The sequence below is a fragment of the Paenibacillus sp. FSL H7-0940 genome, from assembly GCF_037979415.1.
GTDB classification, from domain to species: domain Bacteria; phylum Bacillota; class Bacilli; order Paenibacillales; family Paenibacillaceae; genus Paenibacillus; species Paenibacillus amylolyticus.
The window spans coordinates 1,373,427-1,397,263 of the sequence record NZ_CP150280.1 but is presented as its reverse complement, the minus strand read 5'-3'; the positions used below and the strand labels follow the sequence as shown (position 1 = coordinate 1,397,263).

Here is a 23,837-nt window from a genome sequence, read left to right as displayed (position 1 = left end):
TTTCAGCTTATTGACGCATTAACGAAGGTAAATACCCACCTTTCAATCAAATGTTTGAATATTCTCTTTATTTCAGGTTGTTCGTACCAAAAAAAGGCTCCCTATATGCCTTTTCGGCAGGGGCCTTTTTGGGTTGATTTTCGCAACATTTTCAATGTGTTGCTGTATCATTCATTTTGTTTTACAAAGACTTCCAGAGAATACGCGTTATGCCGTGATTTTAACTGCGTTCAATCTGTTCCAGTTGGTTAGACAAGCTGGTCCATTGCTCCGCCGGAATTCCGCTCTCCAGTGTATCTTGAATTCCACTCACCGCCTCGTCCAAACGTTCTTCCAACTGACGGGATTGGTGTTGCAATGATTGACAAATCTGGTTGTCATAAAACTGAATCAGTTTGTCTTGCGCAGCAGGAAGAACTTCAATGATCATCTGTTTGAGGACAGGATCAAGTGCCTCTTGTAATCGCTGACGTCCATCTCCTTCGAAGAACTGTTTCGGATTGCGGAAATAATTCAAATAGCTTTTCCATCCAGACGGTTCTTCCAGACGAACTTCTTCAAGCACAGGTGTGCTCCAGCGTTCGTTCAGTGGCAGTGACACATCCACGCCCCCTGATAACTGCCTCACCTCATCTATACATTCCGTAACTTGCTTCATCAGCCAAGTCTGACCCGCCTGTTCAAGTCTGAGGGTGGTAGCAAGCAGTTCCTGCTCCAGTTCAATGGCAATCATGCGTAACAGTTCACGTCCACAGGCTGCAAAAGCCATCTTCAGATTGCCCCGATCCTCCCGAAGTACGGATGGATGGAATGCTTCTGCCATGAATAAACCAAGGCGATAGGCAAGTCGCTGCCGCACATGGAACAGCAATTCTGCTGTTTCCTGTGACAGTTCTTCCTTCATGGATCGCTCTGCAAGTCGCTGTATGCGCTGGCGTGACTGTCCCTGGATCGTCTCCAGTTCATCCCGCCGCTGCTGCAATGCTTCCTCCCCCTGAGCTGCATCCTCGGCACGCTTCTTCAACCGCTGAATGACACGTGCCATCTCTTCGGAAGCTCCACCTACAGCAAGATCGGCTAATTCTCTGCCTGCAAATTGGTTGAACTCTTCCTCAAACCGGATAAAACCAGATTGCTTAAGCAGCTTCGAATCACCTGCCATCTTGCCTTCCATCGCCAGTATGCTGGATACCGGGAAGAGTCGTGGTGCCCGAATTCCATTACTGCGCAGTTGGGTGCTCACATGATCGAGAACCTGCTCCAGTTCTTCCTCAGAGGAAGACAAGTCACTGGCATTTACAACAAAGAACATCTGATCCATGGCAGAACTATCTTTAACACGTCCCAACTGATTCAGGAACTGGCGATCTCCTTGGGAGAAAGCATGGTTGTAATACGTTACAAAAATGAGTGCATCCGCATTCTTCATATAATTGAAGGTTACACCCGTATGACGAGCATTCACGGAGTCCGCTCCTGGTGTGTCTACCAGTACAATGCCTTGTTCAGTCACATCGCAACTGTAATAGAGATCGATACTGTCTACAAAACAGGACTTCTTCTCGTTTGCGACAAAGTTACGATAACCGTCCAGATCCACCAGCACATCCTGACCTAACTGGTCCGCTGTTTCTTCCCAGCCGGCTGCCGCTGCCTGCAAAAAGCTGTAATGCGGGCGCCCCGCCGGATGCACATCCTGTGGCGAGAGGGAACGTACTCGCTTCTGCCACTCCGCTCCAGGCTCGCCCAGTCCGAGCAGACGGAAGGAATAGGCGAGGTCTTCCTGGAAGGCGTCCCGGGTCTTCATCCGGACCCGGGCTGTTCCATGCTCCGCGCCCCCGGCAGGAGCCATGATTCGGTTAATCGCCGCTGTTGTTGGATGCGGCGAGACGGGTAGTACAGCTTCGCCCAGCAACGCGTTGGCGAAGGAGGATTTGCCGGCGCTGAATGCTCCGAACAGCGCCAAAGTGAACGTGCCGCCCGCAAGCGAAGCCGCGCGTGCACGCAGATCCCGTACCGCCGACCCCATGGCGGGGTACGGCTCCACCAGCGCAGCAGCGGCTTCAAGCCGTGCCGCTGCTGCGTCCAGGCGTCGGCGGCGTTCAGCGCCAGCCGCCGCCGATGGCCCAGGCACCGCCGCTGCGACTGCGCGCTGCGCTGGCGGTGCCTCTGGCGTCTGTGGCTGCGCAGCCACAGACGTTGACGTGCCCGCATGCGAACCGGGAGCTTCGCCCGGTTCAGGCACCGCGGGCACGTGCGGGCCCTTCACCTCCGGCAATAGCCCGGAGGGGAGGGGGCCCGCATGGGGCAGCAGGCTGCGCAGCCCTGCTGCCTCTGCGGCGGCGCTGCTCTGGAGCGCCGCGTAGCGCGCCGCCGCCGCGGATTGCGCCAGCAGCGCTGCGCGGCTGGCGTCCAGCGCCTGAAGCGTGGCTTCGCCTCGCGCGCCCAGCGCCTCCAACATGCGGTCGGCCAGCATCATGGCCGACCTGCGATAGCGGGCCTCAATCTCGCCCCGCACATCTTTACTGAACTGAATCACATACTCTGGAGATACCTCTGCACTCGCACTGCGTTTCATCTCCAGCAGTGCCTCATCTACAGCAGGCAGTTCCGTATTGAGCGACTGCTCCCACTCCGCTCCCCATAGCTGATGGGATTCACCCAGCTGTCTAAGCATTGTACGAATATGTACCTCAACTTGTCCGGAAGCCTGATCCTGCAATAACCGCACCAGTTCAGAAGCACGACGTTGTTTCTCCTGCTCGGTTTTGCCACCTGAGAACAATAAGCCTACCCTGAAACCTGGTTTGCGGCTCTCCAAATAGGCGGCAGCCGACGCACGAATATCCGCAGGAGTAAGATTTGCATTTGCCAGAAGAGGTTCCAGCTCTGCCCGGAATTTCTCACGCACTCGCGAAGGCCCGGTACGAATGTCTGCTGCTTGTTGATCAAGAAGCTCCAGCTCTCGTTCCAAGCGTTCAATTCCTTCCTTGCCACCAATCTCATCCAGCAGGGAATTCTCTTCGTCTTCACGTTTCTCGGCTTCTCTCGTCAAGTGTTGCTCCGTTACATGACTGGCCGAACTTGCCAAACTGTGCGTAATTAACGCTTCCTTCTCTTGCATCATGTGTCCAATGAGTTCCGGAAGCACATCCCACTGGTTGTAGCGATGCTGCTTGTCGCGGAGGGAAGTAAACAACAGTCCGTCATATCTAACTTCCCAGGCCGCAAATATAGCTTCGACACCTTCGGTATATTGGTCAAAAGAGAGCTCACGCTCCCGATGCTTGTCGATCTGGTTCACGATCAAAAACAACGGTTTGCCCCAATCCGACAGACTCTTGGCAAATGAAAGGTTGGTCTCGGACTGGACATGGTTATAGTCCATGACATAGAACACCACATCCGCCAGATGGAGCGCGGAATGGGTTGCGAGACTATGTCCGCGATCTGTTGAATCCACACCTGGTGTATCCAGCAGGACAGCATCATCTTTCAGCAGAGGAATATCATCCCATACCTCAATTGAGCTATAAGCTCCACCATTTTTGCAATACGCCTCCAATTCCTCTGGAGAAACTTCAAGTGTTCCTGCTCCATTGTCAGCGCTTACGTTTGGAGTAGTATAAATAAGCGCTCTTGGCTTACCATTACGTATGGATACCACATTTGCACTTGTTGGCACGGGACTTGAAGGCAGCACCCGTTTGCCGCATAAACTGTTGATGAGACTCGATTTGCCTGCAGAGAAATGACCACAGAACGCAATCGTCAGATGTTTCATTTCCGCCTTGCTGATTAAATCCGTTATAGCCTGTACAGCCGTATGGTCCCCTGTCTGCTCCATCGCTTCACGCAGCGGAAGCAGAGGTTTGGCCATTTCTTTTGGGTAATCTGTTCTGGACATGACTGGCCTTCCCCCTGGCTCCTCTAATTTGACATCCGTTTCGACGTCTATCTCTTTTACAACATTTATTTTAACATTATCAAGTTTGAATTTGAACGGTTGGAATTGAATATACATAAATGGACGTATAAGTTCTATAATCTAAAAAAAATAAAACCGAACAAGTCGGTTTTATCTGTAATACGTTTTATACTCGGTATTTAGCAAATGCTTACGCCAAGTGTCTGTTGCATGAATGCGATGTGATCACCTTAACCACAACGATCCTCATGACATTAATACAACAGAAACAATAGTGTAATCACTTCTTATGAAACTGCGTTCTCCATGGAAGGTAGCAAGATTTCAAATACTTGTCCATGTTGCAGAATTGTAATGTCTCTGCCTTTGTCTCTCATAACAACAACTTCAGGTTTAACGGACATACGCTCCAGATAATGTTCAGGCACGTCGCCAGAGTGGCTTACTGTGATACCTTCTACTTCTTTTTCTTCATTTTCAGCCATTTCCTGTTCAACGATTTGTTCAAAGATATCGGAGAAGGCCTCAAAATTGTCAGTGTACACGGAAATGCATTTCATGATTATTCATCCTTTTCTGCTCATTAATTTATTTTTCGTTTTCGGGTGGTGACACGTTCCTTATCTTTCCTGATTTGGGACGTTTTCATACGTTTTTTCCCTTCCCTGCATATGTCCAGCAATGGACAGATATGACACGCAGGGTTCTGTGCCTTGCAATGGTAGCGTCCAAAAAATATAAACCGGTGGTGAGTTAAAGTCCACTCGTCCCGGGGTACGCGCTTCATTAGTTTCTTTTCGACTTCAAGTACGGAGTCATCCCAACCTGCAAGCGCCAGCCGCTTGGATACACGTTCAACATGAGTATCTACCGCAATTGCCGGTACTCCAAACGCATTGGAAACAACTACATTCGCGGTTTTCCGCCCGACACCTGGTAGCGTCACAAGCTGATCATGTTCCTGCGGTACATCACCGCCATACTGCTCTATTAAAATTCGGCACATGTTCTGAATATGCTTGGCCTTGTTCCTGTACAAACCGATTCGCCGAATATCCTGTTCCAACTCTTCGAGAGGAACTGCCAGATAATCTGCAGGGCTTCTGTACTTCTGGAACAAATCTGCGGTTACCTTGTTCACCGTTTCATCGGTGCACTGGGCAGACAAAAGGACAGCTACCGTCAATTCAAATGCATTGCTGTGATTTAATTCGCAATGTGCATCAGGAAACATTGCTTCCATAGTTTCGAGTATATGTCTAACCGTCGCTGCATTCATGAAGAGCTACCTCCCACAAAATGACTCCACTCTGCGGAGCCTTACTTCGAAGCTTCATCCGAGTACTTTGCGGGGACCTCAAAAAGCTTGCAAAAAAAACGTCTTGATGCGGGAAAGATCCCGTATCAAGACGGTCATTCTTTTGATCCTCGAAAAGAAACGATTACTGTTTTTGAATCTCCAGAATAACATTGTTCAGGAGATACAATACAATATTATCATTATCTCTGAGAGATTGCACGCTTAAAGTATTGTCACCCTGGTGAACAAATACACTTGATCCGAGTGCAAAACGATAGTTTGTGTCTGCTGTCGTTTCCCGTTTAACCAAAATCTGGTTACCAACGCCATCATAAGACCAGAATTGTTTGCTCATGACAGTTAGTACTCTGAAGCGTGTGGAATTATCCGTATCTTTTGTCATTTCCACACGATCTCCGACCGTAAGACTAGTCAATGAAGTTAATGTGGAGCCAGATTTTACGACTTTAACAGAACCGCTAACAGGCACGGTTTCAGTCTGGCCGTTAAACTGTTTGAGCGTTACAGATGAAGCATCCACCGCTGTAACTTCAGCCAGCGTACGCTTCACGACTTGAACCGCTTTTGGCGTAGCTCCTTCAAACGTTACATTAATCAGGTTGCCTGCTGTCAGTTGTGAAGGCGTGATCGTCTGACCACTCTCTCCTGTCAGTACGGCTTGATCCACGTAGAACTGACTTGTCAACAGATCGGATTTTACTCGAATACGACTATTTGCTTCCAAGGCAACCACTTCGAATTGAGCCACAGTGTTCAGTGCAACCTTCTGCACTACATCCTGATTTGCTCCAAGCGTTACGGTCACTTTGTCACCAATCTTCAAATCTCCCAGACTTGCGCCCGATTTGTTATAGATCTCAACCGTAGGTGCGGTAGTATAAGGCACTGTAATCGTCTGATTACCAGACAACACACTAATTTTCTTGCCAGAAGTATCAATGTTGCTGATCGTACCTTCATACTTGTAAATCACTTTAATGGACAATGCACGTGTTCCCACATAGGTCAGATCCAATTTGCGGCCATCATTTAAGAATGACTCCAGACCAGCCAGTGTAGGTTTGGTCGTATTGTAATCTAGTTTGGTTTTCTCATCCAATGTAAATACAAACGGTTTTTTGTTGTTGTCCAACACGGTAAGTACCTTTGTTTTGCTGTTGTAAGATACAACCGTTACTCCGTTCATAGGTTCCATTTGACGGCCAATCACCTGAATACGCGTTACCTGATCGTCAGAGTTCAATGTCAACTCCACCTGATCCCCGTTCGTTGCATCCGTGATGAGATCATTCAGCGTTGCATCCTGAATGCCATTGATAATGACTTCTGGCTTTTCAGTCAGCAGTTTCGCCTCAAGGGAACCCCCTTCACGTTTGAACGTTAACGTGGACTGGTTGCCACCGATCTCAACCAATGTTCCGCGCACAGATTGCTCCACACCTTGAGACAATGTAATAGTTTGCAAGACACTGTCCTTTACGCTGTATTTCACGGCACTGCCGGCTTTGAGATCAGCCACTGACATGATACGGTTTTGATATGTGATAAGCAGATTGTCATTGTATGCAAACTGCTCTGTTGCACCCGCTGCATTGACAAGTTTGATCGTTTTGCCAGAAGTGGATACTTCAGCAACTACGCCATTGTCACTCTTGTTAACAATGCCGGATTTCACACGAATAGCAACTGTTTTTTTGTCAGTCGAGAACGTCTCACGCAGTACTTCGATGATGCTATCTGCCGTAATATCGGATAGTTTGATTGCATTACCATTCTGATCGATGAATGCAGTTGCCTCATCATAACTGTACGTTTCGTAATTCTCGCCCACAAAGATACCAATTTTATTACCAGACAATGAACGTGCAAATGTACCTTCAACACTTTCCACCTGCGGTGTAGCATCAACAACTTCTACATAGGAAGCCCCACCTGCCGAACCTACAACCATAACTTTTGTATACAGCTTCACATCTGTGGCGGAAGCACGAGTTTCACTGTCTTTCGTAAAGTAAGGCGTACTGCTGTTCACTGCGAAGTTAACGGCTTTGCCGTCCACAACCAGCGTGATCTGCCCATCTTTCAATCCTGTCACATAACCCGTGGATGTGTTCGGGTACGTTGTATCCGTTAACGATTCACCACGACTGAAGAAGGTAGCCAGTTGAGCACGGGTTACGGAACCAGTTGGATTGAATTTGTTGCCTTCCACACCTTTGGCCAGATCCAGGCTAACAGCCAGATTGACATAACCTTTACCACTTTCGGAAATACTTGCATTATCAGCAAATCCGGTAGATTGATTGTTTTGTGCCTTCGCTTCAGCATCCTTGTCCAATGAACGGATTAACAATTTCGTAATCCATTCCCGTGAAGCCGGTTTTTGACCCCAGGAGGTCTTGGATACATCCACCGTTGATTCTTCCGTTTTGTCAATCAGTCCCAGTTGAAGTGCCAGCGCGACATATGGCTTGAAATAATTTCCCACTTCCATGTTTGTCGGTAATGCCGCAGCCGTGTCGGTATTCAACTGGCCCTCTTGATTCATAAAACGGATTGCCATCGTTACAGCTTCTTGCTGTGTTACCGCGTCTCCTGGACGGAACAGGCCGTTGTTACCGAGAAGAATGCCTTGATATGCCAGTTTGTACACATGTTTTTCAGCCCAGTATCCGACCTTGATGTCACTGAACAAACCAGTTGGTGCAGCCGTATTTGTTATTGCAGCAGTCTGACCCTGCCCCGTTTCTGTTGATTCTGCTGCCATGGCAGCTCCGCCGGCGCTAAGGGCCATCATGCCTGCAAGCACGGCTGATACTACTTTTTTAGAGTGTGATGTATGGTTATATTTAAAAGTCACCTATGATTCCCCTCTCTCATGTAAAACGACCCATATTCCGTGGATTCACGGTACAACAGCATGCTGTACAGCCTATTCGGATCTTGTCATTGGATGTTCAAGATCCACATGGCCCATCAGACTCTCCGTCTGCTGACCATCCACCAGTAAATCAAGTGATTTTACTTCATCAAACTGGAAGAACGTTTGTTTTAGAGCATCCAGCGCATAAGATTCTCCACCTGCTCCAAGACGTGCCGTATCTGGCATATGAATATCCAGCGTAAGAGCTCCATCCTTGAACTGAACAGACTTCAATTCAATTTCTTTAGACCACAGCGGAACAAGTTTAGCGTCTTTGCTCTGTTGCAATGATTCAAAGGCAGCTTTATATTTGGCATCATCCGATGCGTATGAAATCTCTGCCGAAGCTTTGTGCAACTCCAGTTCTTCTTCATCCGTATAGAATACAGTGATCGTTTTCTTTTCATTACTTTCGGAAGTTGCCGGCTTCTCCGTAGACGTTTCGCTTGGCGGAGTAGTTGTAGTCGCTTCCTCCGAACTGCCTTCCGTCGATTCTGTAGGCGTTGTATTCTCTTCAGGCTCAGCAGTTACCGGTTCGGTAATTGTTTCCCCTTCAACCTCGGTCACATTGTTTTCAGTTCCTGCGCCTTGCGTCTGATTCGGAGCAGCTGTTGGCTTGCTTCCACATCCAGCAGCAACTGCCATAACCGTTACCAGCAAGGCTGCAATCCATATTTTCTTGTTCATTCTAACTCCGCCTCCTCAACATAAGGGCTTGTCCCTTATTTAATTCCCAGATACTCCTTGATTCCTGCAACAATCCCTTTGGCAACACTGTTCTGGAAACTCTCAGTGAACAGGGCTGCTTCGTCGCTCTTATTGCTAAGGAATCCACCTTCCAGCAGAACTGCTGGCATTGTCGTTTCACGGGTCACATGGAGACTTGCCGTTTTCACTCCACGATCTTTCAGTCCGGATGACTGTAAAAGATACTTGTGCATCACTGTAGCAAGTGCTTTGCTGTTGGAGCGTGTATAGAATGTCTCTACACCGTTCGCAGCAGCAGGGCCACTGTTAGCATGAATGGAGATGAAAATATCCGCTTTTATGTCTTGTGCAATCTTCACACGTTCTTTCAATGCCAAAAATGTATCATCGCTGCGCGTTAACACAACGTCAATTTTGGATTCTTTTTTCAACAAGGCTTCCACTTTCAGAGCCATTGCCAGATTGAAGTCTTTTTCACGTTTACCAGTTACACCGATTGCCCCAGGATCCTGATCTCCGTGACCTGCATCGATAACGACAACTTTTTTGCCATTATTACCAACTGGAGGAGCAGGTGTACCACTTTGATTGTCGAGGTTAATCATAACCAGTCCGGAATCATTTTGCACACTGTACCCTTTTGAACTGGACAGATCGATTACAAAACGAATTGTAGATGGACTGTTGCTGTATAACGAGTAACGAATCTTAGACACATCCGGATAACCGCTAACGACGAGTTGTCCATTCTGGTTGCTGTCTAAAGCCTGTCCTTCACTGAACGAATCAGCAAATGCGGTATTCGGCAAGTCTATAACGATTCGATCTGGTCCTGTCATCGTGAAGACGTTCGGCTTCGTACTTCCGCTTGTTGCAATCATGAAGCGGTTGTCGCTGAAGCTGATGCCGTTCACCAGTACAAGACCTTCTTGATCCGATCCTCCGCCTTCATTGCCAGAGTTCGGAGGTGTGGTTGTCCCGTTTCCAGAACCTGAATTCTGGGTAACTAATGTTACCGTCTTCGTGGTATTGTTCCAACCCACCTTAAGACCCATTTCCTCACCAATAAATCGGAGAGGTACGAGCGTAGTACCATTTTTCACGAGTGGCGGGGCATCCAAGTTTACGTTACTGCCGTTCACCGTTGCCGTCTTCTGTCCAACAATCATCTGCATGGCAGTGTTGTCTTTGCTAATAGTCACTGTTTGCGTTTGCTGCTTCCACTCCACGCTATATCCAAGATTTTCGGACACAACCCGGATCGGAACCATCACCTTGCTGTTGATAATTTCCGCTTTTGTATCCGATGGCTGTACGATTTCTTTACCGTCTAGGATAATTTTCGTGTCTGTTGCTGCGTGACTATAGCCCGGGAATACGAGCCCAAAGACAAATAACAGTACCAAAAAACCGAACTTCTTCATCCTTCACCCCTACCATTCTCATATTTTTTTGCCGCATGTTGTCATTTTCCAACTCCGACTGACCGCTTGGGCATTACCAGACACCTATTAGACGCCCCTCGCTCTCAAAAGTTGCGAATATATTCCAACATAACAGAAAAAAAACGTTGTCAGATCAAGCTTTTTTTACATTTTAATGTCTTCTTTTTTCCTTATTTATCAAATATACATCTCTAAACAACGTAATACCCTAACCTTCATATTTGCGCAAAATTCAATTTACAGTCCCAAAAATTCAAAAATTCCGTCCACAATCGCCTGTGCACATTTGTCTTGGTATTCTTCCGTGAGCATGACTGCTTCATCTGTAGGGTTACTTAAAAAACCAAGTTCAAGTAACACAGCAGGCATGGTTGTTTCACGCGTCACATGCAGACTAGCCGTTTTAACCCCACGGTCCTTGAGTCCTGTTACCGGCAACACATATTTGTGAAGAGTATCAGCCAATGTTTTGCTTTCTTTACGGCTGTAGAGCGTTTCAATGCCGTTTGGTACCGGTGTAGTGAATTTGTTTCCATGAATGGATACAAAAACATCTGCCTGATTCAATTCAGCAATATCCACACGCTGTTTGAGCGAAAGTTCTGTATCATCCTGGCGTGTAATGACCGTTTGAATATTTGGGTATTTTTGAAGGGTTGCCTGTACCTTCAGTCCTACAGCCAGATTGAAATCCTTCTCATAAGCTCCTGACAAACTCACTGCACCCGATTGACGACCACCATGTCCCGGATCAATGACCACAATCGTTTTGCCATCATTGGTAGGTACTGCCGGTTGGCTTGTCGGTTCTCCACTCGTGGCTGTCAGGTCAACGAGCAAGACATTGTTATCTCCAACAGACCATTTGGCTGTAGCCGTCTGATTCAGATCCAGAACGACACGCACGGTAGAAGGCGATTTACTGAACATGGCATACCGAACTTTGGAAACTATGGATGAATCCGTAACGAGAATCTGTCCACTCCCATCCGGGTTAGAGGCTTGTCCCTGAATGAATTCCTCAGAAAATGTCGCTGAAGGCAGATCAACAATAATTCGGTCTGGCCCACCAATACTGGATACTTTGGGGCTAATATTACCGTTTGTTGCTACAATCAAGCGATCTCCGCTGAAGCTGATGCCTTGAAGCTCTGTCAAACCATCCGGGGCAGGTGCCTCGACGGGGTCACTGTCACCTTCCGTTTCAACTACGGGAGGAATACTAAATAGGCTTACTGTCTTGGTTCCATTGTCCCAGCCAACACGCAGACCCATTCCTTCCCCAACAAAGCGTAACGGAACAAGCGTAGTTCCCTGTTTGATCAGTGGGGGCGAATCCAAGTTCACCACGTTTCCATTCACTGTAGCTGCATCTTTGCCAGCCGTCATTTGAATCATGCTGTTTCCTTTTTGAACCTGGACTGACTGAGTTTCCTTCTCCCACTTCACCTTATAACCCAGGTTCTCGGATACAATTCGAATTGGAACCATGACCGTTTTCCCGATATTCTCTGCAGGTGCACCCGTCTGCTGGTTAATGGTTACACCGTCGAGTACAATCGAGGGAGTGGTGTCTGCATGGGCCATGACTGGGAATAAACATAGGAACAGAAGAAAAACGACTGCTGCCGACCATTTTTTCATAACTCATCCACCATTCTTTTTGTCTTTTGAACATCCGACCTGATTCTCTGCAGCGTAACATCAATGACAATATGTAACCTTCCATAATCTACTAATCAGTTTATCAGATATTGTCTGATCATCCGGTTACAACGTTGTCATATTTAGTCGGAAACTGAGTGGGAAAAAGGTTACTTTCTCCACTCGTCCAGTACCCGAAATCATATGGAAATTACATTTCTCATCCATTTTTGCTATGCTGAGTTCAAATACTTGAATACAGGAGACTGAGCCTTGATGCCTAAAATACTGATCGTGGACGATGAAGCAGATCTTCGAAAGCTACTGACTGATTATTTTGAAATAAACGGATATTCTGTGATGACGGCCAAGGACAGCAGGGAAGCGCTGCGGAAAGTGGAAAAACAACCCGATCTCGTTTTGTTAGATATCAACATGCCTGAACAGAACGGCCTTCAATTATGTAAAAAAATTCGCGACTTTGTCTCTTGCCCGATCTTATTCTTAACGGCTCGAATCGAAGATGCTGATAAAATAGCGGGATTTCGTGCCGGAGGCGATGACTATATCCTGAAACCTTTCAGCATTCGCGAGTTGGGCGCCAGGGTCGAAGCACATATACGCAGGGAACAACGAATCCAAACTAAATCTTCGGTAAGGTTTAACAATGAATTGGTCATTGATTATACGGCCAGGGAGCTCTACTACCTGGATAAGCGAATTTCACTGCCCAAAAAAGAGTTTGATATTGTCGAATTGCTGTCCACGCATCCTGATATGGTGTTTGGAAAGGAACGCATATACGAAAAGATTTGGGGCATGGACGAGCAAGGTGACAGTAACGTGATCGCAGAGCATATCCGGCGAATTCGCTACAAATTAAAGGAATACGGCTGTGATAATCAAATCGAGACCGTTTGGGGAGTAGGGTACAAATGGCCAAGTTCATGACTAGGCTCCTGTTTTTAAAGCGATTGTCCTTGTTGCACTCTTTTATGCTGTTGTGTGTGGTCACACTCATTGCCGTGCTTGCCGTTATAACTATGGAGTTTGCTTGGGCGGAGAACCTGCGGCTGCGTTTCGGAGAAACGGATTGGGTGATGCCCTCCCTCGTCACGGCGGTTCTGCTCACCGTAGCGACTGGTATTGTCACCATGGCCGTTCTATTTTACAGATGGAAGCTAAAACGTCCGCTGGAGCTATTAAAACGAGCATCCGAGAACATTTCGGCCAACGATCTAGACTTCCGCATTTCCTATGACAGCCAGGATGAGATGGGCGAGCTGATCACGCTATTTGAAAACATGCGCTCACAATTGGAAAAAAACCTTAAGACACTTTGGCGTTCGGTTGAAGAGCGCAAGCAGATCAATGCTATTTTTGCCCATGATCTGAGAACACCCCTGTCCGTGTTAAAAGGAAACGCCGAGCTTCTCTCTACCTATCTTCCCCAGAAGAAGTTGTCGGAAGAAAAGGTGCTGGACCTGATCCATACTATGAACCTTCACATCTTGCGTCTGGAGAGTTATGCAGAGGCCATGAACTCCATTCAGAGGCTGGAGGATGTGCCGTTGAACTTCCAATCGATGGATACGATTTCATTGACGGCTTTGCTGGATGGCAGCGCTGAACAAATCGCGAAACAGTTCGGTATTAGTTTCATTTCTTCCGTGGAATATGATAATGCCTCAGTACATGTAGATCCCTATCTCGTCATGCAGATATTCGAGAATATAGTGGCTAATGGGGCAAGATACGCAGCCAGTCAATTAAACGTTCACTATGACGTGAAGGGTGGCATTATGAAGATTACCGTCTCAGAAGACGGTCCTGGTTTCTCTGACGAAGCACTGAGTAAGGCTATACTCCCTTTTTACCGAGGCGAAGTATGGGATGCGAGCGAACATCGCGGGCTGGGCCTTTACGTTTGCAAGGTATTTTGCGAAAAACATGAAGGTAGTCTTCGGATTGCAAACGGTCCTTACGGAGGTGGAAGCGTCACGGCAAGTATTGGGACCCAAGTTGATAAATAGTTGAAAATGATCTGATAACATCTCCTTATCTTGAATTCAAGGAGTGTTATCATGCTAAAACTGAAAAAAAGAATGTATATCACAATTAGCTGCTTGTTGTTATGTACCGCGTGGGCGTCCCCCTTATCCGCCAATGAAGCCAGAGACAGGACAGAAGTGCTGCAGGAGATCGACGAATATATGAATCGGAGCATGAAGGCCAATCACATTAAGGCTGCTTCACTGGCAATTGCCAATAACGATGAGGTTTATTACGCAAAAGGCTACGGGACATTTGCGGATGGCCAGAAGGTTACGGGCAACACCCCTTTTCCCATTGCTTCACTTAGCAAGTCCTTTACTGCATTGGCTGTTCTGCAGCTGGTGGACAAGGGTCAGATCGACTTGGATGCGACTTACGCTTCCTATTTTCCAGAGCTTTCTCCACAGGACCCCCTCGTTCTTGACATCACGGTCCGTCATTTACTGAATCAGACGAGTGGTCTTAATGACAAGATTAATCCCGATATGACAAAGACTCCGCAATTCCAATCACTGGCTGAAGCGAACCAATTATTAAACACAGTTCAACTTGCTCATATCCCCGGAACTGCCTACAGCTATCATAATCCCAATTACGTGCTGCTGGCGAACCTCGTGGAAAGTGTTAGCGGAGAGCGCTTTTCGGATTATCTGAAAAAACATATTTTTGAACCGTTAGGAATGAATCATACCTTCAGTGTCAATACAACGCAGCAATTCTATGAGAATAATACTATCCCGCTAGGACATTACCTGAGCTTGGGACGCGCTATAAGTCAATCCGAACCGCTTTGGTTCATTGAGGGCCCCGCCGGCATCGTTTCAACCGCAGAGGACATGTCCCTATGGATGCTTTCCCAATATAATGGCCGCCTCGTTTCCCCTGTGCTGATGAAACAATATCATGCCTCAGGAGCGATCGGTCCGTACGGCATGGGCTGGCTTGCAAACCAAGATGCGTCTAACGGCCAAACGATCTCCCACAGCGGCATTTTCTGGACCTACAAGTCCGAAGAACAGGTTTATTTGAACGAGCAAATGGGCATTGCCGTAATGTTTAATTCTGGTATAAACGCTTATGTGAATTACTCGGCATTTATTGATGGAATAGCGGATATTATGAGGGGGCAGGAACCCCAAACCTCGTTTGTAAACGGTCGGAATATGGAAATGATTATGATTGCGCTGATCATCGCTACGCTTGCATGGGGCATCTACGGCTATTCTCGTATACTTCGGAACTACCACCGCCTAACGATCAGCAAATTGATTCTGATCACGGTCGGAAGACTGATCCCGGTTCTAATTCTCTTATTTCTGTCCCACTTGGTTACGTTTATCGGCGGAGGACGTGTTGTGCCTTTGTTTGGCATCTGGACTACCCTATCAACTCCAATCATATGGCTTATGGTATGGTCACTTGTGAATTTCGTGCATTTGGCTTGTTATATCTATGTCTATTTTCAGAATACAAAAAGCGACCCTTTGGAGCTACCTCAGTAATCGATTTTTAGGTTCCTCTATTTAGTCGGCTGTTATAGTATCTGTTGAAGTATTCGGTCAAGAAAAATCAGGAGTTCTATGTATAGCTGACTTATTAAGCTAATTTAGCTTCTGAAACTACAAAAAGCTTCTGTCTCACCGATGGGAACAAGGTCCCTTGGGCGAGGCAGAAGCTTTTTGCTATGCGATACTTTAACGATTAACCGAACAGTTTTGCCGCGTGGCGTTGTTCGTAAGCAGCGATTTCATCATCATGTTGAAGAGTCAGACCGATATCATCCAATCCTTGCAACAGGAATTGACGACGGTGCTCATCCAGATCAAAATCGATATGCAGTCCGTATGCATCAGTAATCGTTTTGTTTTCCAGATTTACATTCATCTCATAGCCTTCATGTGTCGCTGTACGTTGGAACAAGTCTTCAACTTGCTCTTCTGACAACTTGATTGGCAAGATTCCGTTCTTAAAGCAGTTATTATAGAAGATGTCTGCATAAGAGGGAGCGATGACACAACGGAATCCATAGTCCAAAATCGCCCATGGCGCATGCTCACGGGAAGATCCACAGCCAAAGTTGGCACGTGAGATCAGGATGGATGCCCCTTCATAACGAGGTTTGTTCATTTCGAAGGAAGCATTATTGTTGCCCTCTTCATCGAAACGCCATTCATAGAACAAAAATTGTCCAAATCCGGTACGTTCAATCCGTTTCAGGAACTGTTTTGGAATGATTGCGTCTGTATCTACATTGACCCGGTCTACCGGTGCAACGATGCCTTGTAATGTTTTGAATTCTTCCATATTAAACGTTCTCCCTTCTGTCTGTTATAGATTAGATCGCTGCTTCTGTTTTGAAATTCCAATCCCGTACGTCCACAAAGTGACCCTTAACCGCTGCTGCTGCCGCCATTGCCGGAGATACCAGGTGCGTACGTCCTCCGCGTCCTTGGCGTCCTTCAAAGTTACGGTTGGAAGTCGAAGCACAACGTTGTCCTGGCTTCAATACATCCGGGTTCATCGCCAGACACATACTGCATCCCGCATCACGCCATTCAAATCCAGCTTCCGTAAAGATTTTATCCAAACCTTCTTGTTCAGCCTGAATTTTAACACGTCCTGAGCCTGGTACAACAATTGCTGTAACCTGACTGGATACCGTGTGACCTTTAGCCACTTGTGCTGCTGCACGCAGATCTTCGATCCGACCATTGGTGCAAGAACCGATAAATACATAATCAATTGGAATCTCGGCGATTGGTGTTCCCGGTTCAAGTCCCATATATTCAAGCGCTTTTTCAGCCGCTTTGCGTTCGTTTTCTGTAGGCAATTCAGCCGGAACAGGAACTTTCGAAGAAATGTCGGTTCCCATACCTGGGCTTGTTCCCCAAGTTACTTGCGGAATCAATGTCTCTACATCGATTTCAACCACATGGTCGAATTCGGCACCTTCATCGGTTACAAGTTGTTTCCAACCCTCTACAGCTTCATCAAACTTCGCATCCGCTGGTACGTATTCACGTCCACGCAGATATTCAAATGTTGTTTCATCCGGCGCGATCAATCCTGCTCTTGCTCCACCTTCGATGGACATGTTGCAGACCGTCATACGCTCTTCCATGCTCAACTCACGGATGGACTCACCTGTGTACTCAATAACATAACCTGTTGCAAAGTCTGTACCGTATTTGGCGATGACTGCGAGGATCATGTCTTTTGCGGTTACACCCGGGTTACGTTTGCCGACAAAACGAACTTCCATCGTTTTGGCTTTTGCTTGTTGCAAACATTGAGTTGCCATAACGTGCTCAACTTCACTTGTTCCGATTCCGAATGCCAGTGCGCCAAACGCACCGTGTGTGGACGTATGACTGTCACCACATACAATCGTTTTACCCGGGTGAGTCAGACCCAGTTCAGGTCCCATAACGTGTACAACGCCTTGATCAATCGTGTCCAGATCATACAATTTCACGCCGAAATCACGACAGTTTTGCGAAAGTGTATCAATTTGTTGTTTGGAGATAGGATCTGTAATGTTGAAACGGTCTTTCGTTGGAACGTTGTGGTCCATTGTTGCAAATGTCAGTTCAGGGCGACGAACTTTACGTCCGCTGAGACGAAGACCTTCAAATGCCTGCGGAGAAGTTACTTCGTGCACCAGATGCAGATCGATATACAGAATGCTTGGTTTGCCTTCTTCTTGATGAATTACGTGGTTTTCCCAAATTTTCTCAAACATCGTTTTTTTACTCATCATTTTCACCTCATTATAAGTTCGGTCCTTGGAAGAGCCTCTGTTTTCTTTAAAAAGTGAAGCTCTTGAATGACATAAATATATCACCCTGTCCTTCATTGTTCCAAGATATAATATCTATAGATGTAATAGGTTTATCCTATAATGAGAGAAAGACAAATAAACCACTGCTCATCGCAGAGGTTTCAATTGATAACAATTATCATTATCAGATAAGTCTTATACTACGTTTCCGCTGCTTCGCTGTCAATGCTTTTTATCTAGAACATCAAAAAACAGCCCTGAATCCAGAGCTGCTTTGCTAACTACTATATTACAAACCGTTATTCGCGATCACATCTTTGTACCAATAGAAACTCTTCTTGCGTTTTCTCTCCAGTGTTCCATTGCCGTCATTATCCTGATCTACATAAATAAAGCCATATCGTTTCTCCATCTCTGAAGAAGAATAACTAATCAGATCAATTACTCCCCAACTGGTATAGCCGAGCAGTTCAACACCGTCCAGAATCGCCTCATGCATCTGTTCAATGTGAGAGCGGAAATAATCAATACGATAATCATCCTGAATGCTACCATCCGCTTCAATCGTGTCTACCGCTCCAATTCCATTTTCAACGATAAACAAAGGCACCTCGTAACGACTATACAGTTCATTCAGTGAGATACGCAGACCTACCGGGTCAATCTGCCAGCCCCAATCATTCGTTTGCAGATACGGGTTCTTCACCCCTCCAGTTGTATTGCCACTCACCTGCTCCAATCGGTCGCCATCCACACTTGATACGAGGGACATATAATAACTGAATGAGATAAAGTCCACAGTGTGTACTTTCAGAATCTCTTCATCCCCCTCAAGCATATCCAGGTTAATCCCTTTTTCGGCAAAAAACCTCTTCGTAAAGTATGGATACGCTCCCCGCACCTGTACGTCCGTAAACATAAGATTAAATTGATTATCCCGGGAAGCAACAAGTACGTCTTCGGGATTACATGTATGAGCGTATGTTGTCAGTTTGGTAAGCATACATCCAATCTGGGAACCGGGAATGATCTCATGACAGTATTTCACTGCGAGCGCACTCGCTACAAATTGATGGTGTAACCCCTGATATACAGCCTGCTCCACATTTTCGAAACGCTCTGGCACAATACCACCACTCGTAAACGGATGACGAACAATGCTGTCAATTTCATTAAATGTAATCCAATACTTCACTTTGTCCTTATAACGGGTGAACACGGTTTTGCAAAAGTGAACAAAATACTCGACGACTTTCCGATCCGTCCATCCATCATGGTGATTCACCAGATACATCGGCATCTCATAATGCGACAACGTAATCAATGGTTCAATCCCTTGTTTCAGCATGCCATCAATAACGCGGTCATAGAACTGCAAACCGGCTTCATTCGGCTCTGTTTCGTTGCCATTCGGGAAAATTCGGGTCCAAGCAATAGATAAGCGCAACGTTTTGAGACCCATCTCCCCAAACAGGGCCAGATCCTCCTCATAGCGGTGGTAAAAATCAATGCCTCTGCGTTTCGGATATTCTCTGTCCGAGGTAGACTCCATCGCAGTTTTGATCTGTTCTTCATTGATCGCATTATGCTTTTTATACTCACTCTTGGCTACACCTTTTCGATAGATAGCAATGTCGGCTGTAGACAGACCTTTGCCATCCACATTCCACGCTCCTTCCGCCTGATTGGCAGCAATCGCTCCTCCCCATAGAAAATCTTCTGGAAACGTTCTTGTTGTATTGGTCATTGTGTATTCCTCCTTTGATTATCTCTGTGACTCTTTCATTCTTGCTCAATTGCGACTCATGACCCGATTGATATGAATAATCAAATACATCATCTCTTCATTGGAGATCGTATGTTCAAACCGAGCTTCAATATAATCCTTGATTAGCAGTACGCAGGCTTCCTCCTGCGGATATTTATTCGCGATCTGCTCAAAGAGCTCATGATCCTGCGTGTTTAACGTTTTATGTTCAAAAAGCCGTTGAATGAAAAACTGCAAATGGGTCAAAAAGCGTGAATAGTTGATGCTGTGTGTATCCAGCTCCACGTGATAGTGAATTTTGATAATATTGAGTACATCCTTGACGGTATTGGTCATCATCATGACCTGATTCATATTGTCATCATTCTGCTGCGCATTAACGAGATGAAAGGCAATATTCGCCGCTTCCTCTTCAGGCAGGGAGAGTCCAAGCTGTTTTTGAATGAGAGACAGACCATGCAACCCGATGCTGAACTCCTGCGGATAGAACTTTTTCACTTCCCACAACATTCGGTTCTGGATCGTCATATTGTCCTTGAATCGCTTCATGGCCATATACAGGTGATCTGTTAAGGCGACATAGAGATGATCACTCAGATGGCGGGACAATGTATGTTTGGCGTGAGAGATGATTTCATCAGCCAGAATCAGATATTCTTTTGGCGTTTCCTTCATCAGGGCGGTGAGATCCGAAGAGATCGTTTCATTTTCAAGGACATAGATCTTCTCGATCTCATCCTCGCCCACGACATCTCCCGGTTTGCTCCTGTAGCCGATGCCCTTTCCCATCACAATAATTTCCTTGTCATCCTCAACACGTCTGGCAAGAACAATGCTCGAATTCAGTATTTTTATGACTTCCATATCAGGCTGCCTGCCTTTCATTCATATTTCAGCGAGTTATAACACCGTAATTAATGGTTTCCCCGGTCCTGTTGTCGCCGCAGTTTCATTGCCCAGTATCTCCAGATAATCTGATGAATTGGTCACAATTACAGGGGTCGTCGTGTCATAACCTGCCGCTTGTATAGCTTCAAGATCAAATTCAATCAGGAGTTGACCATGAGAGATCTGTTCTCCTTCATTCACTTTTACATCAAAATGCTGGCCTTTCAGTTTCACCGTATCCAATCCGACATGAATCAGAATTTCTACACCTTCTACCGATCTCAGACCGATAGAATGTTTGGTACGGAACACCGTCTCAACGGTACCATCAAACGGGGCAAACACCTTGCCAACACTTGGCTGAATGGCCATACCTTGTCCCATAGCTTCTTGCGAGAAGGCCTCGTCCTTCACCTCTCTTAATGGCAGAACTTTACCTTCCAATGGAGCAAAAACGATCTTTTTCGATTTGATCCCTTTGGATGGCTGGATTTCAGATTCGCCTCTCGCTTTGTTTGTATGACTGCCTGCTATCGACACTGCTGTTGGAACAACATCCTGAAATCCAATGACATATACAGCGACAAACGCGACAATGGCAGAGATCAGCATGGTAATGATCGCATAGATAATATTCATATGATCTTCACTGATAAACATAGGCATAGATGCAATCCCCGGACCCACGGCAGCATATGCCTTGAGATTCACAATACCTGCGAACAACCCAGCGACTCCGGCGCCGATCATGCAGGCAAACAGCGTTTTCTTGAGCCTTAAATGTACACCGTACAGAGCAGGTTCCGTGATACCGAATACACCTGAAATTCCTGCAGACAAAGCGACTTGTTTCAGCTTGATGTCTTTGGTTTTGAATGACACCGCCAGTGCGCCTGCTCCCTGCGCCATATTGGATGCCAGCATCGCGACCAGCACCAGTGTTTCATATCCAGGTGAAGCCAAGGCTGCGAAAATAATGGGATAAAATACTTTATGCATACCGAACATGACAATCAGAGGCATCAGTATAGCCATAATGACAACGGTCAACCATCCAATCTTATCCTGAATCCAATAGATCAGGTTGGACATTCCCGTTCCGAGATACATCCCCAGAGGTCCAAGTACAATCAGGGCAACTGGAGCAACAATGAGAATAACAATCAAAGGTTTAAGGAAAATTTTGACCGGTCCTGGTGAGATCTTGTCCGCGAACTTTTCAATGTAAGACATGAACCAGACCGTTAAAATAATCGGTACCACGGATGTCGCATATTGAACGGATGCAACAGGTATACCAATAAAGGACACCGGATCTTCACCGCCAAGCAGACCAATCATATTCGGGTGTAACATGATTCCACCAAACAGAACGGCAACAAAGGGGTTGGTTTTAAATCTATTTGCACTGGAATAAGCCAGTAGAATCGGAAGAAAGTAAAAGGCAGCATCAGACATGACACTCAAAACGGTATATGTCTGGCTCTCTTTAGACATCAGGCCGGTCACGGTCGCCAGTAGCAAAAGTGCCTTAAGCATGCCCGAGGCAGCAATGGCTGGGATAATAGGTTGGAAAATGCCTGCAATGACACTGGCAAAAGTATTAAACAGTCCTTTGGGGCTATAATCCGCTTTTTGTTTCTCCTGAATTTCGTCTGATTGCCGAGTATCCATCATCTTGGCAAGTTCATTGTAGACGTACGCGACGTCATTACCGATAATAACCTGATATTGTCCGCCGCTATTCACTGCGCCAATAACACCATCAAGGCTCTTAATTTCTTGGGTCTTCGCCATATCCGGATTCTTCAGGGTAAGTCTGAGCCTGGTAGAGCAATGAATTAACGTGTTGATATTATCATTGCCACCGACCAGCTCCATAATCGATTGGGCTAATTGTTTGTAATTCATGGTGCACCTCCGTTTCTTGATGGGAACAAAAAAAGACCTAAAAAGGGTAGGAAAAGAGAAACTCTTCCCACCCAATCTAGGTCTTGCCTGCCGAACAGTAACACGCCATCGTTGGATGAATGTTATTCAATTATATGAACGAAAAAGAATATGAACATTTGAAATGGTTCTGTTAACACTTGAAACTGGTACACATGAAAACGTTGATTTTGTTTTACCCGGGTAAGTTGTTCTTATTAAGCGTTTTCAAAATCAGTATAACAACTCTTCTGATGGAGTGCAAGCGGTTAAGCGAAATTAATGATTTCTTCATCTGTAATGATATAATGGTGGCATAACGAAAGGAATGACCGATGACGATGGAATTCAGACAACTTCAATATACGCTGCAAATTGCGGCCGAACGCAATTTCTCCCGGGCAGCAGAGAAGCTGCATATTGCCCAGCCTTCATTAAGCCAGCAATTATCCAAATTGGAAAAAGAATTGGGAGTCCTGCTATTTCAGCGTAATACCAGTACCGTGGAGTTAACCCATGCGGGTGTTACGTTTGTCGAGCAAGCCCAGAAGATCGTAGATGCCGTGGAGCTATTGCGTCAGGAAATGTCCGATATCTCCCAGCTTCGCAAAGGTAAAGTCGTTGTGGGCAGCATGCCAATCACGGGCTCACACTTGCTCCCACATGTGCTTCCTGCGTTCCAACAAGCTTATCCCGAGATTGAGGTTACCTTATTGGAAGACTCCGGGCTTACGCTTGAGAAATTGACAGCAAGCGGCAAAGCAGATCTTAGTCTGTTATCTCTTCCTTTACAAGAGCCAAGTCTCGCCTACGTTGCCATTGGAGAGGAAAAGATTGATCTGGCAGTTCCCCCGAATCACCCTTTGGCACGCAGGGCAGATCCGGAACATCCGCTTCCTGTGCGAATTGAAGAGCTTCGGGATGAACCTTTTGTTGTGTTGAAAAAAGGGCAGGGCTTCCGCAAACTTACATTCGATCTCTGTGAGCAGGCTGGTTTTGATCCCCAAGTTGTGTTTGAGAGCACCAATATTGAAACCGTTCAGTCGCTGGTCGCCACAGGTATGGGTATTACCCTGGTTCCACGCTTTATCGCCCGTGCGCCGCGCAGTGAGTTCGTGCCTGTGTATGTGCCACTTGCTGAGCCTACTCCTAGCAGAACACTTGTTGTGGCTTATCGTCAAGGAAGAGTGCTGTCGAAGGCAGCCGAAGCATTCATCCATACGTTTCAACAAACCGTGACCGAACTGTCAAAGGGAGACTAAAAAATTTCTCCTATGGGTATGGGTACATTTCATACTGAAACAAAACAAAGGCTTGACCCTTATGGGCCAAGCCTTTGTCATATACTCGTTTCCCGCATCCGCAGGATAGAGTTCTTACATTGCAATCACAGTGACTGGTTACAGTACAATGTTGCTTGTTAAGTTGTTTAGCTACAATGCTAATT

At 46.3% G+C, this 23,837-nt stretch carries 16 protein-coding genes; 4 read left to right on the top strand and 12 right to left on the bottom strand.

Annotation, left to right across the window (positions count from 1 at the left end; all coding sequences use genetic code 11):
- Positions 1–220: 220 nt before the first annotated feature.
- The 7 genes from MHB71_RS06285 to MHB71_RS06255 form a co-directional block, all read right to left on the bottom strand.
- Positions 221–3,907 (bottom strand): dynamin family protein, encoded by a 3,687-nt coding sequence (locus MHB71_RS06285; protein WP_340029085.1) that lies wholly within the window; start codon positions 3,905–3,907, stop codon positions 221–223.
- A 308-nt stretch (positions 3,908–4,215) separates the two neighbouring features.
- On the bottom strand, positions 4,216–4,488 hold the full coding sequence (locus MHB71_RS06280; RefSeq protein ID WP_017687779.1) for a hypothetical protein: 273 nt from the start codon (positions 4,486–4,488) through the stop codon (positions 4,216–4,218).
- Between the two features lie 23 nt (positions 4,489–4,511).
- Entirely contained in the window at positions 4,512–5,207 is a 696-nt protein-coding gene (gene nth / locus MHB71_RS06275) for an endonuclease III (protein WP_036607558.1), read from the bottom strand.
- 163 nt (positions 5,208–5,370) lie between these two features.
- The gene (locus MHB71_RS06270) at positions 5,371–8,109 is read right to left on the bottom strand and encodes an S-layer homology domain-containing protein (protein ID WP_340029084.1); all 2,739 of its coding nucleotides are present in this window, start codon (positions 8,107–8,109) and stop codon (positions 5,371–5,373) included.
- Positions 8,110–8,181: 72 nt separating this feature from the next.
- Positions 8,182–8,859, bottom strand: coding sequence for a GerMN domain-containing protein (locus MHB71_RS06265; RefSeq protein WP_074095599.1), 678 nt, complete (start codon positions 8,857–8,859; stop codon positions 8,182–8,184).
- A 35-nt stretch (positions 8,860–8,894) separates the two neighbouring features.
- Positions 8,895–10,304, bottom strand: a complete 1,410-nt coding sequence (locus MHB71_RS06260; RefSeq protein WP_047843524.1) for an N-acetylmuramoyl-L-alanine amidase family protein — start codon at positions 10,302–10,304, stop codon at positions 8,895–8,897.
- Between the two features lie 258 nt (positions 10,305–10,562).
- Positions 10,563–11,969: an N-acetylmuramoyl-L-alanine amidase family protein gene (locus MHB71_RS06255; RefSeq protein ID WP_340029083.1), complete on the bottom strand. Its 1,407-nt coding sequence runs from the start codon at positions 11,967–11,969 to the stop codon at positions 10,563–10,565.
- 276 nt (positions 11,970–12,245) lie between these two features.
- Here MHB71_RS06255 and MHB71_RS06250 point away from each other — a divergent pair, with 276 nt between their 5' ends.
- The 3 genes from MHB71_RS06250 to MHB71_RS06240 are packed head-to-tail and all read left to right on the top strand — an operon-like array spanning position 12,246 to position 15,526.
- A complete protein-coding gene (locus MHB71_RS06250; RefSeq protein WP_047843526.1) occupies positions 12,246–12,920 on the top strand; it encodes a response regulator transcription factor in 675 nt (224 codons plus the stop codon).
- Positions 12,905–14,002, top strand: coding sequence for a HAMP domain-containing sensor histidine kinase (locus MHB71_RS06245; protein ID WP_340029082.1), 1,098 nt, complete (start codon positions 12,905–12,907; stop codon positions 14,000–14,002). Before MHB71_RS06250 ends, MHB71_RS06245 begins: the two co-directional genes overlap by 16 nt.
- 51 nt (positions 14,003–14,053) lie before the next feature.
- Positions 14,054–15,526, top strand: a complete 1,473-nt coding sequence (locus tag MHB71_RS06240) for a serine hydrolase domain-containing protein (RefSeq protein WP_340029081.1) — start codon at positions 14,054–14,056, stop codon at positions 15,524–15,526.
- Between the two features lie 199 nt (positions 15,527–15,725).
- Here MHB71_RS06240 and leuD read toward each other — a convergent pair whose 3' ends face one another.
- The 5 genes from leuD to MHB71_RS06215 form a co-directional block, all read right to left on the bottom strand.
- Positions 15,726–16,328 (bottom strand): 3-isopropylmalate dehydratase small subunit, encoded by a 603-nt coding sequence (leuD, locus tag MHB71_RS06235; RefSeq protein WP_036607574.1) that lies wholly within the window; start codon positions 16,326–16,328, stop codon positions 15,726–15,728.
- 31 nt (positions 16,329–16,359) lie between these two features.
- Positions 16,360–17,781 (bottom strand): 3-isopropylmalate dehydratase large subunit, encoded by a 1,422-nt coding sequence (leuC, locus tag MHB71_RS06230; protein WP_036607575.1) that lies wholly within the window; start codon positions 17,779–17,781, stop codon positions 16,360–16,362.
- 313 nt (positions 17,782–18,094) lie between these two features.
- Positions 18,095–19,552, bottom strand: coding sequence for a glycoside hydrolase family 1 protein (locus tag MHB71_RS06225; RefSeq protein ID WP_340029080.1), 1,458 nt, complete (start codon positions 19,550–19,552; stop codon positions 18,095–18,097).
- Positions 19,553–19,597: 45 nt separating this feature from the next.
- Positions 19,598–20,437, bottom strand: coding sequence for a PRD domain-containing protein (locus MHB71_RS06220; protein WP_074095604.1), 840 nt, complete (start codon positions 20,435–20,437; stop codon positions 19,598–19,600).
- Between the two features lie 36 nt (positions 20,438–20,473).
- The gene (locus tag MHB71_RS06215) at positions 20,474–22,372 is read right to left on the bottom strand and encodes a beta-glucoside-specific PTS transporter subunit IIABC (RefSeq protein WP_340029079.1); all 1,899 of its coding nucleotides are present in this window, start codon (positions 22,370–22,372) and stop codon (positions 20,474–20,476) included.
- 359 nt (positions 22,373–22,731) lie between these two features.
- On the opposite strand from MHB71_RS06215, the gene MHB71_RS06210 reads away from it, so the two are divergent.
- Positions 22,732–23,652, top strand: coding sequence for a LysR family transcriptional regulator (locus MHB71_RS06210; protein WP_076318119.1), 921 nt, complete (start codon positions 22,732–22,734; stop codon positions 23,650–23,652).
- Positions 23,653–23,837 lie beyond the last annotated feature (185 nt).